The organism is Aurantibacter sp. (genome assembly GCF_039941195.1).
Classification (GTDB): domain Bacteria; phylum Bacteroidota; class Bacteroidia; order Flavobacteriales; family Flavobacteriaceae; genus Aurantibacter_A.
Genome location: NZ_JBDVFA010000015.1, coordinates 21,515 through 37,330, shown reverse-complemented (window position 1 = coordinate 37,330; position 15,816 = coordinate 21,515). Strand labels below are relative to the sequence as shown.

Genomic DNA, 15,816 nt, shown 5'->3' with positions numbered 1-15,816 from the left:
TTCGCCAGCTAATACCTTCCACACACTCATGCCATCTATAGTTGTTTCTGGTAGTTTCGCTCCGGTAATTTCTGCAATTGTTGGTAAAATATCGATAGCCATTATTGGGGTGTTTAACGTTCTATTCGGTGTGAGTTTATTTGGATATTTTATAGCAAATGGCACGCGTTGTGCCCCTTCCCATGCTGTTCCTTTTCCTTCTCGAAAAGGTAAAGCACTTCCGGCATGATTGCCATAAGCTAACCAAGGACCGTTATCTGAGGTGAAAATAATCATTGTATTTTCTTCAAGACCATTCTTTTTTAAAGCATCAATAATTTGTCCTACAGACCAGTCTATTTCCATAATAACATCGCCATAAAGTCCACGCTCCGATTTCCCTTTAAATTTGTCTGACACAAAAAGAGGTACATGCGGCTGTGGATGCGGCACATATAAAAAGAATGGGTTGTCTTTATGGCGATTTATGAAATCAATGCTTTTTTCGGTTAGTAGGGTTGTGAGATGAGATTGGTCTTCGAGAGTATCTATTACTTTCTCATTTTGATATAATGGAAGTGCTGGAAAGTTAAATACAGTGCCTTGCCAAGGATGGTGAGGCCACATGTCATTAGAATATGGAATACCTATCCATTCATCAAATCCATGTTGTGTAGGTAGAAATTTTTTATCATCACCTAAATGCCATTTTCCAAAAATTCCTGTTTTGTAGCCTAGATCCTTAAGCATTTCAGCAATTGTTGTTTCTTTAGAGTTAATACCTACCGGACTACCTGGTCCTAAAGCATTGTGAATTCCAATTCGGTTTGGATAGCATCCGGTTAAAATACCAGCTCTAGAAGCTGAGCAAATGGGTTGGGCAGAATAATAACTAGTTAGTTTTACTCCATCTTTAGCCATTTGATCGACATTAGGGGTAAGAATGTTAGGAGAACCAAAAGTTCCAATATCTTGATAGCCCTGGTCATCAGTAAAAATGATAACAATATTTGGTGGACCTAATTTTGTTGGAGTATTTTTATCGGCTTCTTTGCAGGCAAAATTTAAAAATAATAGGACTATTGCTATGTGCTTAGAAACGTTGTTTTTGTTTGGGAAATTCAATGTTTGCATTTCAATAATATAAGCTTGTTAGTTGCAATGAATATACTTAATTTCATTGGTTGTAAAAACTAGATTAATTACAATTTCTTCAATTTATATGTGTCTGCAAGTGCTTAGAAAATTATTTACTATAAAGTTTTTTTATCTATTAATTGCTATCGTATTGATTAGCAGTTGTGTTTCAAAAGAAAAGGGGCCTCATCCGGTGGATCAAGTAATCGGAGCAATGTCGGATTCTTTACCTAAAATAGTTATTCCAGAGGGGGTAGATATTACTTCCGATGATTGGGCGGGTATTGATTTGGAACCTAAAGCACCAATTCTTCCTTTAAAAGCGGAAGAAGAAGTTGAAAAATTTATTTTACCCGAAGGGTATCATATTGAACCAATTCTTACTGAGCCAGAAATAGAACAACCAGCGGCGATAGCCTTTGATGGCGATGGTAAAATGTTTGTTTTGGAATTAAGAACGTACATGTTAACTGTTGATTCTGATAAAACTTTAGAGCCCGAAAGTAGGATTTCTCGTTGGGAGGATAAAGATAATGATGGAGTTTATGAGACTGGAACTGTTTTTGTTGATGGTTTGATTTTTCCACGTTTTGTTTTGCCGTATGGTAAAGATTGTGTTTTGACCATGGAATCAGATGCAGATATTGTTTATAAATACACAGATACAACAGGAGACGGTAAGGCTGACAAGAAAGAGTTTTTTACAGATAATTATGGTCGCTCGGGTAATGTTGAGCATCAACAGGCCTTTATGTACTATAATATGGATAATTGGTTGTATAGTACATATAATGCTTTTAGAATTAGAGAAACAGATAATGGAATAATTCGTGAAAACACTGGTTTCAATAGAGCGCAATGGGGTGTTACACATGATGATGATGGAAAACTTTCATTTTTAGGAGGTGCCAGTGGTTTGCCTTCTCAGTTCCAATTTCCAGTACATTATGGTAATTTTAAATATGAAGAAAACTACGCCGAAGGTTTTGAAGAGCCTTGGGGAGCACCTGTGAAAGTTGCCGATTTGCAAGAAGGCATGGATCGCGTTAGTGAAAGAACAGGAGGTCCCACTAGAGTGACAGGTGCGGCAGGTAATGATATTTATCGAGGCGATCGCTTGCCAAAAGAAATGTACGGTCAGCTTTTTTATGGTGAACCTGTTGCTCGAATAGTAAGGCAAGTGAATCCTGTTGTTACGGAAGGCCTTACAACATTACATAATGCTTATCAAGATGAAAAATCGGAATTTTTAAAATCTACAGATCCACTTTTTCGTCCGGTAGATTTAACGACTGCTCCAGATGGCACCTTGTATGTTACCGATATGTATCACGGGATTATTCAGGAGGGTAATTGGGCGCAAGAAGGAACATATTTAAGAGCGAAAATTAAACAATATCAATTGGATAAAGTGATTGGTCTTGGACGAATTTGGAGAATCACACATGACGATTTTACGCGCGATACAACAAAGCCAAATATGTTGGAAAAAACACCAGCAGAACTAGTTCAATTTTTGGAACATAAAAATGGATGGTGGAGAGATAAGGCGCAACAACTTATAGTGTTATCGAAGGACAATAGTATAGCTCCTGCACTAGAAGAAATTGTTAAACAAAATGATAATCTTTTAGCTCGTTTTCATGCACTTTGGTGTTTGGAAGGATTGGGCTCGCTAAAGTCTGAATTATTGGTTGAGTTGTTGCAAGATTCCAATCCACGAATGCGAATTCAAGCTATGCGTGCTAGTGAAACTTTATATAAGGCTGGCGATAAATCTTTTGCAGAATTGTATTTGAATATGTTATCAGATAAAAATGTTGATGTCGTTATTCAGGCCATGTTAACTGGTAATATTTTAGAAGTTACTGGATTGCACTCAGCCATAGAAAATGCGTTAAAATCGAATATGGCTAAAGGAGTACAAACTATAGGAGGTCAAATATTGAATCCTGAGGAGGCTAAAAACTGGTGGGATGATTCTAGGGCGAATGTTACTGATAATCAAAAAAAACAATTGAATAAAGGTCAGGTTATTTTTAATGAACTATGTGTTCAATGTCATGGTGTAGATGGATTAGGAGCTCCAATAGGTGAAGGATTAATTATGGCGCCACCACTAGCGGGTTCAAATCGTTTACAAGGCCATCCTGAATATGTAATAAAGACCCTGCTTCATGGCTTGCAAGGTCCTTTAGCTGGTAAAACATATCCTGCAGGAATAATGGTAGGTAATAAAGAACAATCTGATGATTGGATTGCTTCAATTGCTTCCTATATTAGAACTAATCTTTCAAATGAAGCCACTGTCGTAAGTGAGGAGGAGGTGGCTAAAGTACGGTCTAAAACAAAGGCACAAGATGGGTATTACGAATATGATGGATTAATTAATTCTGTGCCAGAGCTAATGGTGCCTGATGATTCATGGGCTATTTCGGCTAGCCATGCTGTTCAAACTAGAGTAGGAGGGTCTGCCTCTGCTGCCGGAGCTTTTAATTTTGAAGGATGGTCTACAGGTGAAAATCAAGAAAAAGGCATGTGGTTTCAAATTGAATTACCTGAAGTCGCAACTGTTACAGAATTGCGTTATGTTTCTCCTGGAATCTCGCAAGGTTGGAGAGAAGGATCGCCACCACCGTTGCCTACTTATCCAAGAGCGTATGAGTTGCAGGTTTCTGAGGACGGTATAAAATGGACCACAGTTGATAAAGGTGTGTGTCAACAATCAAATATTGTTATGGCTTTTGATGCAGTAAAAGCCAAATATTTAAAAATTATTCAGACATCCGAATTAAAAGACGAAAAGCAAGAAAAGTACCCTTGGACGATGCGGGAAATGAAATTATATGGTGTCACCAAGATATAGAGCTACTAAACCTTCTGGCGTTGTTACATGAATTGATTTGCTTTCGCGGTCAACTTTAGTCACAATTTCATCACTAATTGGGATTAATAATTCTTTGTCTCCTTTCATTGCTACGAATAGTGCTTGTGAGGTATTGTCATTAACTCCTGTGATATTTCCTATATCACCATGAACAGAATCTTGTAGTGTATATCCAACAACTTCATGAAAATAGAATTTGTTGCCCGTTAATTTAGGTAAGAGCTCCAAAGGTAGAAAAAGCTCAGATCCCATAATACGATCTGCACTTTGCTCATCATTTATGTCTTCAAAATCAATACGTAGTAAGGCAGACTTGTGAAGACGACAACTTTTAATAAAAAATGGAACCAGATTATTCGCTTTAAGACGAATAAATACTGATTCCATGTTTTCGTAAATCTCAGGTTCGTCGGTATCTAATTTTACAAGAACCTCACCCTTGAAGCTGTATTTTGAAACGATTTTGCCGAGATAGAAACAATCTTCTTTGCGCATCGTTTTACATTTTTATTCTCCTTCTTTAGGAGCTTCTTCAGTTGCTGGGGCTTCAGAAGCTTCTGGAGCCTCAGCTACTGCTTCAACTTCATCTTCAGCACTTTCTCCTTCTGGAGTTTCAGGTAATTCCGCAGCAGCTGCAGCAGCTGCACGTTTTTCATTAACCTCTTTTTCGGCTTTTAAAGCTTCTGCTTTAGCTTGGTCTTTCGCTTTTTCTAAACCATCTACTTTAGCGCCTACTAATTTTCCTTTTTCTTCCAACCATGCATTGAATTTCTCTTCTGCTTGCTCTTCTGAAAAAGCACCTTTGGCAACACCACCTAATAAATGTTTTTTCATCATAACACCTTTGTATGATAAAATAGCTCTAGCCGTATCTGTAGGCTGAGCACCATTTTGCAACCATTTTACAGAATCGTCAATACTAAGGTCAATTGTTGCAGGGTTTGTATTAGGATTATAAGTACCTAATTTTTCAAGATATTTACCATCTCTTTTAGAACGTGCATCTGCTGCTACGATCCAATAAAATGGTTTTCCTTTTTTACCGTGTCTTTGAAGTCTAATTTTTACTGGCATATCACATTAAATTGTAGGGTGCCCGACCCAGGTTATTAATTCATTTTAAGTTTTCCCTTTAAAAGGGCTGCAAATATACTTTATTTCTTTAAAACCAAATGAATTTTAAAGAAATATATTTGCATAGTGTTGGTTGTAGTGGTTATTCCCGTTCTGCTAATTGATCTTTGCCAACAACTAATTTGGCCTTATGCGCGTCTACTAGACTTTTTATTTCTTTTAAGACCTCAGGATGTTTGTCTGAAATATTAAATTGTTCTCCTGGATCGTGACTTAAATTATACAAGATTGGTGGGTTGTGTTCTTCTCTTTTTCCAAATTGGCCATATACACCTTGTGTAATATAATGTGCTTTGAAATCGCCTAAACGAACAGCGTAAATTTCGTTACCACGGTAATAAATAATACTTTTTCTAGTGCTTTCTTTTTGTTGAAATAATACCGGACCTAAATCATGGCTATCTAAAATTCTGTCTTTAGGTAATTCGGCTCCGGCTAAATTGCTAAAGGTTGTAAATAAATCCATAGTTGATCCAATTTCGGAGATTACATCAGGTTTAATTCTTCCAGGCGCCCAGAATATTGCTGGTTCTCGCATTCCACCTTCCCATGTAGAACCTTTGCCTGCTCGTAATAAGCCGGCGCTTCCACCGTGTAATTTAAATGGTAGCCATGGGCCATTGTCAGATGTGAAAACTACAATGGTGTTTTCTTCTAATCCTTCCTCTTTTAGAGTTTTTAATATCTCGCCAACACCATAATCAATTTCTTCAATTACGTCTCCGTATAACCCTCTTTTACTTTTACCTTCAAATTCTTTTGAAACAAATAAAGGTACATGTGGTAAATTATGAGCTAGATAAACAAAGAACTGATTGTTTCTATTTTCCTTTATATAGTTGATAGCTTCTTCTGAGTAGCGTTTAATGATAGTATTCTGATTTGCAGGTCGCTCTATTATTTCTGTATTTCTGATAAGTGGGACATTAAAATGTGCCGGTTCAATGGAGTCATAAGGACGGCTCCAATAATTCTTAAATTCATCTCCTTGTAATAAATCCATATCATTTGAGTATGGAATTCCAAAGTAATAATCAAATCCATTATTGGTAGGTAAATATTGTTTTTTATGTCCTAGATGCCATTTTCCTATAGCAGCTGTTTTATAGCCAACGCTCTTTAGTTGCTCGGCTAAAGTTATTTCGCTAGCTGGTAACCCGTTTTTAGAATCTGGGAAAAGAACGCGCTGTTTTTTACTTGTCATACCGCTTCTGATAGGTAATCTACCTGTTAAAATAGCAGCTCTACTTGGGGTGCAAACACTTGCTCCAACGTAGAAGTTAGTCCACTTTTGACCTTCATAAGCCATTTGATCTAGATTAGGTGTTTTTATAGTCGGGTGTCCGTAAACACCTAAATCGCCATAACCCATATCATCAGTAAAAATAATTATGAAATTTGGTTTTTTATCAGCGGAATTTTGACTTATTAAGTTAGAATAAAAGCAAGTAATTAATAGTAAGGTAAATAGGTTTTTCATTAGTATAATTTTATAAAAAATGAAGATACCAATTATTTATGTAGTGTGATAGTAGATTATTTTACAGACGTTAATAACTCCTAATAATATCCTTTTTTATAACTGTGTCTTTTCCCTATTTTTATAGGCACTTTTTTTAGCATTTTTTCCTTGCCTAACGGTAGCTGCACAATTGATAGAATATAATTTATGTACCTAATTTTTGATACTGAAACAACTGGACTTCCGAAACGATGGAACGCGCCAATTACTGATACAGACAACTGGCCACGTTGTATTCAAATTGCGTGGCAGTTACATGATGATATGGGTGATTTGGTGGACAGTCAAGATTATTTGATAAAGCCAGTAGGGTTCAATATACCTTATGATGCAGAACAAATACATGGTATATCTACTGCATTGGCGCAAAAAGATGGTATTCCACTGGCAGAAGTTTTAGATAAATTTAATGCGGCAATGGCGCAAACTAAATTTGTTGTCGGTCAGAATGTGGGGTTCGATGTGAATATTATGGGTGCGGAATTCCACCGATTGGCTGTTAAGAATCCTTTGCAGGAACTTCCAGTTTTAGATACTTGTACGGAACATACGGCACAACTTTGTCAAATTCCTGGAGGTAGAGGAGGTAAGTTTAAATTGCCAACACTTACTGAATTGCATGAGTTTCTTTTTGGAGAGCCATTTTCAGAAGCGCATAATGCGACTGCAGATGTTGAAGCAACGACACGCTGTTTTTTAGAGCTTATTAGAAAAAAACAATATACAGCAGCGCAGTTAGATGTTCAACCTGACTATTTTAAAAATTTCTCCGAGGCCAACCCTCAGGAAATAGAGCTAATCGGATTAAAACATATCAATTTAAAAAAGGCATCCAAAAAAATTGCAGATGCTTTATGGAATGAAGCTACAGCTGGTGTTTCATCAGAAGAAATTGAAGAAAATCTTGAGAATTTAGCTGAGATACCTTTTTCTCATTTGCATAACCATTCTCAATTTTCAGTATTACAGAGTACCATTAATATAAAGAGTTTGGTAAAATCTGCAGCAGAAAATGATATGCCTGCTGTGGCCTTAACCGATCATGCAAATATGATGGGGGCTTTCCATTTCGTAAAAGAAGTAAAAGCTCATAACAAAACTGTAGCAGAGAAAAATAAAATTGCAGAAGAGCATGGTGAGCCTGCAAATGGTAAAACACTAAAGCCTATAATCGGTTGTGAGTTTTTTGTTTGCGACGACCATTTAAATAAAAATGTAAAAGATTACGGTTATCAAATAGTGCTGTTAGCCAAAAATAAAAATGGGTATCAGAATTTGTGTAAAATGTCTTCTATCGCCTATACTGATGGTTTTTATTATGTCCCGCGTATTGATAGGAAAATTGTTCAGCAATACAAAAAAGATGTTATCGTGCTTACAGGAAACCTATATGGTGAGGTTCCTGGTAAGATTTTAAATGTGGGTGAAAATCAAGCTGAAGAAGCCTTACTGTGGTGGAAGAAGGAATTTGGAGATGATTTGTATGTCGAGTTAATGCGCCATGGTCAAGAAGATGAAGATCGTGTAAATCAAGTGTTGGTGCCCTTAGCAAAAAAGCACGATGTAAAAGTAGTAGCTACGAATAATACATATTACTGTGCAAAAGAAGATGCCGATGCGCATGATATTCTTTTATGTGTAAAAGATGGTGAAAAACAGGCTACGCCAATAGGTAGAGGTAGAGGGTATCGTTATGGTTTGCCTAATCAAGAATACTATTTTAAGTCTTCAGAAGAAATGAAGACTCTTTTTAAAGATTTGCCCGAGGCCATATCGAATGTAAAAGAAGTGGTGGATAAGGTAGAGCCATTTGAATTGGCTAGAGATGTATTGCTTCCGAAATTTGATATTCCTGATGCTTTTAAGGTGGCCGAAGATGCAGATGGTGGTAATAGAGGTGAAAATGCCTATTTAAGACATATCACTTATGAAGGAGCTAAGAAACGTTATGGAGAAATCACTTCAGAAATTAGAGAGCGAATCGATTTTGAGCTAGATACTATAAGAAATTCAGGGTATCCAGGTTATTTTTTAATTACAGAAGATTTTATTAGAGAGGCTCGTAATATGGATGTTTCTGTTGGCCCAGGTAGGGGATCGGCAGCTGGTTCGGTTGTAGCGTATTGCTTAACCATTACCAATATAGATCCATTAAAGTACGATTTACTTTTTGAGCGATTTTTGAATCCTGATCGTGTTTCAATGCCAGATATTGATATTGATTTTGATGATGAAGGCAGAGGGCGCGTAATGGATTATGTAATTAATAAATATGGAGCCAATCAAGTTGCTCAAATTATTACTTACGGTACAATGGCTGCAAAGTCATCTATTAGAGATACAGCAAGAGTGCTTGATTTACCTCTAGGGGATGCTGATAGAATTGCTAAATTAATACCCACCATGTCGAAACTGGGTAAAATATTTGGGGTTTCTGAAGCAGATTTAAAAAAGAAATTTCGAGCAGATGATTTAGAGAAGGTTAATGAATTATTAAATATTTCTGAAGGAAGTGATTTAGAAGCCCAGACCGTTAATATGGCTCGATCTTTAGAGGGCTCAGTTCGTAATACTGGTATACATGCTTGTGGAGTGATAATTACTCCCGATGATATCACCAATTTCGTTCCTGTTGCAACAGCCAAAGATTCAGATTTATATGTAACACAATTTGACAACTCTGTGGTTGAAAGTGCAGGGTTATTGAAGATGGATTTCTTAGGTTTAAAAACCTTGACCTTAATTAAGGATACCGTTAAAATTGTTAAGGCAAAACACGGCATCGATTTGGTGCCTGATGATTTTCCTTTAGATGATGAAAAAACGTATGAGCTTTTTCAAAAAGGAGATACGGTAGGTATATTTCAGTACGAATCTCCTGGGATGCAGAAACACATGAAGGATTTAAAACCTTCAGTTTTTGATGATTTAATTGCGATGAATGCCTTGTATAGACCAGGGCCAATGGAATATATTCCAACCTTTATTCAGCGTAAAAATGGTATCGCTGAAATTAAGTATGACTTGCCGGATATGGAAGAGTACTTAAAAGAGACTTATGGTATTACCGTATACCAAGAGCAGGTGATGTTGCTTTCACAAAAATTAGCGGGCTTTTCAAAAGGTGATGCTGATGTATTACGAAAAGCTATGGGTAAAAAGATTTTTGCTTTACTGCAGAAATTAAAACCACAGTTTTTAGATGGTGGTGAAGGTAATGGCCATCCACGAGACGTCTTAGAAAAAATTTGGAAGGACTGGGAGGCTTTTGCTGCGTATGCATTTAATAAAAGTCACTCAACTTGTTATGCATATATTGCCTATCAGACCGCATATTTAAAAGCACATTATCCGGCAGAATATATGGCGGCTGTGCTTTCAAATAATATGAATGATATAAAGCAGGTTACCTTCTTTATGGAAGAATGTAAGCGCATGGGACTAACTGTTTTGGGTCCAGATGTAAATGAATCATACTACAAGTTTGCGGTGAACCAAGAAGGTGCTGTTCGATTTGGAATGGGGGCAATTAAAGGTGTAGGCCGTTCTGCAGTAGAAACTATTGTTGAAAACAGAAAAAAAGATGGTCCATATAAATCTGTTTTTGACATGACAAAACGTTTGGATTTGCGTGCAGCGAATAAAAAGGCTTTTGAAAATTTAGCAGTCGCTGGTGGTTTTGATTCTTTTGGAGTAAATAGAGCTCAATATTTTTTATCTGAAAATGATGGGATTACCTTTTTAGAAAAGGTGGTAAAATATGGCGCAAAGTTTCAAGAGAATGCGAATTCATCACAAGTTAGTTTGTTTGGGGAGGCAAGTGAAGTGCAAATTCCAGAGCCAGAAGTTCCGCATTGTGAGGAGTGGGCTACAATGGAGAAACTACGTAGAGAAAAAGAAGTAGTAGGTATTTATATTTCGGGTCATCCATTGGATGATTTTAAAAAGGAAATTAAATCTTTTTGTAATGCTAATGTTTCATGTATGCACAATTTGCCAGATTATGTAAGTAGGGAACTTTCGTTCGCGGGTGTAATTTCAGATGTTCAACATCGTATTTCGAAAAACGGAAAAGGTTGGGCAGCATTTACATTAGAAGATTATACAGATTCCTTTGAATTCCGAATTTTTGGGGAAGAGTATTTAAAATTTAGACATTTTTTAATGATAAATTCATTCGCTTATATAAAGGTTTATGTAAAAGATGGATGGGTTAATCGAGAAACGGGAAAAAAAGGAGATCCAAGAATACAATTTAATAGTTTTATGTTGTTGCAAGATGTAATGAATGCCTATGCAAGAAAATTGACGATAAAATTGAATATTGATAATTTACAAGAAGATAGAATTCGAGTGTTGAAAGATACAATGACCACGCATAAAGGCGATCATGCCTTAAATTTTGTGGTTTATGAAATGAGTGAGGAAATAAAAGTAAATTTAATTAGTAGAAAACAAAAGGTGCATATTAGTACAGAATTACTAACTGCGTTGGAAGAAGCAGATGTTCATTATAAGTTAAACTAAGTTTGGCATTTTATTAAGGAGTGCTTATAAATTATAATGATAGATTTGCTCAATATAGCAATAGATATAAGGAATAAAGCGTTAGTAAGTTTTGAGCGTAATATTTGACTAACTTTGTATAATTAAAAAAATAATCAAATGGCATTAGAAATAACAGATGCTACTTTTGAGGAAGTAGTGTTAAAAAGTGATAAACCAGTAGTAGTTGATTTTTGGGCAGCATGGTGTGGACCTTGTAGAATGGTTGGGCCTGTAATTGAAGAATTAAGCACTGAATATGATGGTAAAGCTGTTGTAGGTAAAGTAGATGTTGATGCAAATCAAGAATTTGCTGGTAAATATGGTGTGCGTAATATACCTACTGTATTGGTTTTTAAAGATGGTGAAATTGTAACTAGACAAGTTGGTGTTTCTCCTAAACAAGTTTATGCAGATGCAATCGACGCTGCATTGTAAGAATTAAATTTAGTTTTAATTCAAGAAGGTTCAATTATGATTAGTCATGGTTGAACCTTTTTTATTTTATACCTTAATCTGGTCTTTAGTATCTTCGAAATATGAATCTGCAATCAGAATTAAATAAAGCGGTATTATTTCAAAATTTAGAGCTTTTAGCCAATCAAGTGGTTGAAGGTTTTATTAGTGGAATACATAAAAGTCCGTTTCACGGGTTTTCAGCAGAATTCGCTGAACATAAAATTTATAACCCTGGGGAAAGCACTAAGCATATTGATTGGAAGTTATTTGCAAAAACGGATAAACTTTATACAAAACGTTATGAAGAAGAGACTAACCTAAGATGTCACATGATATTAGATAATTCGGCGTCGATGCATTATCCTGAAGTTGCTAATTTAGGTATAGCGAATTTAAATAAAATAGGTTTTGGTGTTCTGTCGATAGCGGCTTTAATGAATGTTCTTAAAAGACAACGAGATGCTGTAGGTTTAAGTGTATATGCAGACAACTATAGTTATTATGCACCTGAAAAGGGTAGTGAACGTCACCATCAAATGTTATTAGCTAAGTTAAGCGAAATTGCTAAGGAAAAAACTCCCGCTAAACACACAGCGACCTACGAAAATCTTCATTTAATAGCGGAAAATATTAAGCGTAGAAGTTTAGTGTTTTTGTTCACAGATATGTTTCAAACCAGTGTGGAAAATGATAAAATGTTTAGTGCATTACAGCATTTAAAATATAACAAGCACGAGGTTGTATTATTTCATTTATTAGATAGTGAAAAAGAAATGCATTTCAATTTTGGGAATACACCTAAACGATTTGTTGATGTAGAAACAGGTGAGAAAATCGATTTATATGCCGATGCAGTAAAAGAGTCTTATGAAAAAGAAGTTCAATCTTATTTTGAAGCTTTAAAACTAAAATGTGCCCAATATCGAATAAAATATGTCAGTATAGATGTTGCGGATGGTTTTTCAAAAGTGATTAACACATTTATGAATGAGCGTCAGAAATTTGGTTGAATTAGTTTCATATTCTCAAAATCGAAGCTATATTTTTCATTGGAGTAAAAAATATTAAAAATTTATTTTTCTATACTAATAGGCCTTGTGATACTATAAACACTAGAGGTGAGTGGGTTTAAATTATTAATTTAAAGGGTCTTATGAAATTTTTATTTCCATATTAAAATAATTCGTTCTAATTTTGGTGCACCCAAAGAATTGAACTTAATTATTTTAGTATGAAAAACGTACTTTTAAAGTATGCAATGGCGCTAGCCATAATCTGTATGTGCCAGAGAGTTACAGCACAAGAAACTCCATTACTACCAGAAATTCCTGTCCAAAAAGATACTATTGTTGAACCTGTTGGTCCAGATGTGTTGTCTTTTATTTTAGTAAATGCAGATACTGATACAGATATTGATGTTATAATAGAAGGGTCTGTTTTTAATTTAGAAGAAATAGGTACTAGAAATTTAAATATTAGAGCAGAAGTTGATTCTTTAACTGAAAGTGTAGTATTTGATTATCAATTGGTGAAAAATTATCATACTGAAAACTTACCGGTATATGCAATTGGAATTAATGACGATGAAGATTACCGTCCATGGAAGCCTGATTTAGGGTCTAATATTTTAACAGCTACAGCTTTTAACGAAGATAAGGGTGAAGGTATTTCAGGTCAACCATTAACGGTCAATTTTGAAATCGTTGAAGGAGAAATTGTGGAAACTCAACCTTCTTTTCAATTACGAATAAATAGTGGTGGAGAGGCTGTAGTAATTAATGACTCAATACAATTTGTAGCAGATACTTTATTTGTTGGAAATAGTAAGCCTTACGCGAATTATAATATCGTTGATGTACTAAATACAACAAACGATTCCATTTATAAATCAGAACGAACCAGCAATGGAAGTCCAAGAACTTTTGGTTATGCAGTTCCTGTTAATAATGGCGAATATGATATCAATTTGCATTTTGCAGAGATATATTGGGGTGCCACAAAGGGTGGTGTTGCTGGGGTGGGTAAACGTGTTTTTAATGTTACAATTGAAGGTGAAGAAGTTCTTGTTGATTTTGATTTAGGTGTCGAGGCAGAGCCTATGTCTGCTATAGTAAAGGCATTTAAAACAGAAGTTGTAGATGGTGAATTGAATATTGAATTGAACGCTTCTGTTGACCAACCGAAAATTTCGGCATTAGAAATATTTGGCGAAGTCCATAAGGATATAGAGGAATGTATTTGGAATGACCTAGCTAGTACTTTGCATGAAACTACGAATGCCCAGAGTATTAAAGTAAATGATAAGTTGTATATTTTGTCAAGTGTAATCTCAGATTCTATTGTATCATCGGTTACAGAAGTATACGATGCAGATACTAATATATGGTCTTCTGCGAAACCTATGCCACTAGTTGTTTCTGATATGGGTGCAGTTGTAGTTGAGGACGAAATTTGGCTTGTAGGTGGTGTCCAAAATGATTCTTTAAGCAACTTTACAGCTGAAGTTCAAGTTTATAATACTGTAACGGATACTTGGTCTGTTGGTCCCGCATTACCTAGTCCAAGAGCTACAGGAGCCGTGACCTATAACAAAGGTCAAGTACATTATATAGGAGGTTTGATGGCTGACGGAGTTACTAGATTAAATGAACATCTTGTTCTAGATATTAATGATAAAGGAGCTGGTTGGATAGCAGCAGCGGCTTTACCTGATTCAAGAAATCACTTGAGTGCAGCCGCTGTAAACGGTAAAATATATGCCATAGGTGGGCAAATAAGTGATACCCTTACGGTTAATTTTATGGATGAATATGATCCAGTTTTAAATAGTTGGTCGCAAAAATCTAATTTGCTTAATGTTCGTTCGCATTTTGGTTCCGGTACAATTGTTCATAATAACAAAATCATAGTTGTAGGTGGAAAAAGTGATACATTTAACATAGATGATATTTCTGAATATGATATAGAATCAGATACCTGGGTAGAACGTTGCGACCTGCCATCAGCAATGGGGGCTCCAGCTGCAAAAGTAATTGGGGATAAACTAATAGTGGTTAATGGTAAGACCACAATCTCTATGGAGATTGAACCAGAAGTAATAGTTGAGGAGGCACATGAAATTCGCGTGTTAATATATCATGAAACGGGAGAATTTAGACATTCATCCATACAAGCAGGTATAGCTATGATAAATGAATTTGGTGACGAGCTGGACTGGGTAGTGGCTGATTCACAAACAAGTGATGTATTTACAAGTGATAATTTAGAAAATTATGATGTAGTTCTTTGGTTGAACACTACAGGCGATGATATTTTATCTAAAGATGAAGAATCAGCGTTTGAATCTTTTATTCAAAATGGTGGAGGATATGTAGGAGTACATTCAGCAACTGATACCTATAGAAGTGGAACTTGGTCATGGTATAATGAACTAGTGGGAGCTATTGTACAGGTGTCACCTTATCACACATCAAGTAATTTTAATGGTGTAATTGATGTTGTTGGTGATCACGATGCAACTGCGCATTTAGATACCGAATGGGTTAAAAATGATGAATACTATTATTGGGAACTTAATGGAGGTTATTTGTATGATGGCAATATTGATTTGTTACAGGTACGAACAACAGGTACAAATAGTTATGATGCAACTAGGCCTGTAACTTGGTATAAAGAATATGATGGAGGGCGTTCATTCTATACAGCTTTAGGACATCATGCGAGAGATTTTGAAAGTGATGTATCTTTTAGAACGATGATTAAAGAGGCTATTATTTGGGCTGCACGAGATAATGAAACAGCTATTATTGAGGTTGAGGAAGAGGAAGAAGAAACTGATTTAGCAGATACTGCAACTGAGAATACAATTTTTAAACTCTATCCAAATCCGGTCATTGATTTATTAAGTGTTGATGTGTCTGCTTTTACTGGAATAAAGGAAGGTGTTATTTATATTTTCGGAATGGATGGGAATATTGTTGGATATAAAAAAATTAATAGTGCGGATAATCAAATCAATTTAAGTGAATTGCCAACAGGTTATTACATTGCATCTGTAAAGGTAGGAACTACTTCAGAACGTCATTTAATTTATAAACAATAGCAGATAGCAGATTAGTTTTTTTTAAAAGGATAATATAATGGCCCTATTATT

9 protein-coding genes are annotated in these 15,816 nt (G+C 35.6%); 5 read left to right on the top strand and 4 right to left on the bottom strand.

Translation table 11 applies throughout. The features are described from left to right. On the bottom strand, nt 1-1,113 hold a 1,113-nt coding region (locus ABJF52_RS02690), incomplete at its 3' end, for a sulfatase (RefSeq protein WP_348145919.1). Nucleotides 1,114-1,267: 154 nt separating this feature from the next. On the opposite strand from ABJF52_RS02690, the gene ABJF52_RS02685 reads away from it, so the two are divergent. After that, nucleotides 1,268-3,982 carry a discoidin domain-containing protein gene (locus ABJF52_RS02685; RefSeq protein WP_348145916.1) on the top strand — a complete coding sequence of 905 codons (2,715 nt, stop codon included), beginning with the start codon at nt 1,268-1,270 and terminating at the stop codon, nt 3,980-3,982. Here ABJF52_RS02685 and rimM read toward each other — a convergent pair. The 3 genes from rimM to ABJF52_RS02670 all read right to left on the bottom strand — a co-directional run bounded on the left by rimM (nt 3,959) and on the right by ABJF52_RS02670 (nt 6,617). Next, nucleotides 3,959-4,498, bottom strand: coding sequence for a ribosome maturation factor RimM (gene rimM, locus ABJF52_RS02680; protein WP_348145913.1), 540 nt, complete (start codon nt 4,496-4,498; stop codon nt 3,959-3,961). The genes ABJF52_RS02685 and rimM overlap by 24 nt on opposite strands. Before the next feature lie 12 nt (nt 4,499-4,510). Beyond that, on the bottom strand, nt 4,511-5,077 hold the full coding sequence (locus ABJF52_RS02675; protein WP_348145910.1) for a 30S ribosomal protein S16: 567 nt from the start codon (nt 5,075-5,077) through the stop codon (nt 4,511-4,513). Nucleotides 5,078-5,219: 142 nt separating this feature from the next. Continuing rightward, nucleotides 5,220-6,617, bottom strand: a complete 1,398-nt coding sequence (locus ABJF52_RS02670) for a sulfatase (protein ID WP_348145907.1) — start codon at nt 6,615-6,617, stop codon at nt 5,220-5,222. A gap of 189 nt (nt 6,618-6,806) precedes the next feature. Between ABJF52_RS02670 and dnaE the strand changes: the two genes are divergently transcribed. The 4 genes from dnaE (at nt 6,807) to ABJF52_RS02650 (ending at nt 15,765) form a co-directional block, all read left to right on the top strand. Continuing rightward, nucleotides 6,807-11,186: a DNA polymerase III subunit alpha gene (dnaE, locus tag ABJF52_RS02665; protein ID WP_348145904.1), complete on the top strand. Its 4,380-nt coding sequence runs from the start codon at nt 6,807-6,809 to the stop codon at nt 11,184-11,186. A gap of 138 nt (nt 11,187-11,324) precedes the next feature. Then, nucleotides 11,325-11,642, top strand: coding sequence for a thioredoxin (trxA, locus tag ABJF52_RS02660; protein ID WP_348145902.1), 318 nt, complete (start codon nt 11,325-11,327; stop codon nt 11,640-11,642). A 101-nt stretch (nt 11,643-11,743) separates the two neighbouring features. Next, nucleotides 11,744-12,673 carry a DUF58 domain-containing protein gene (locus ABJF52_RS02655; protein ID WP_348145900.1) on the top strand — a complete coding sequence of 310 codons (930 nt, stop codon included), beginning with the start codon at nt 11,744-11,746 and terminating at the stop codon, nt 12,671-12,673. Between the two features lie 221 nt (nt 12,674-12,894). Beyond that, a complete protein-coding gene (locus ABJF52_RS02650; protein ID WP_348145898.1) occupies nt 12,895-15,765 on the top strand; it encodes a ThuA domain-containing protein in 2,871 nt (956 codons plus the stop codon). Nucleotides 15,766-15,816: the final 51 nt, after the last annotated feature.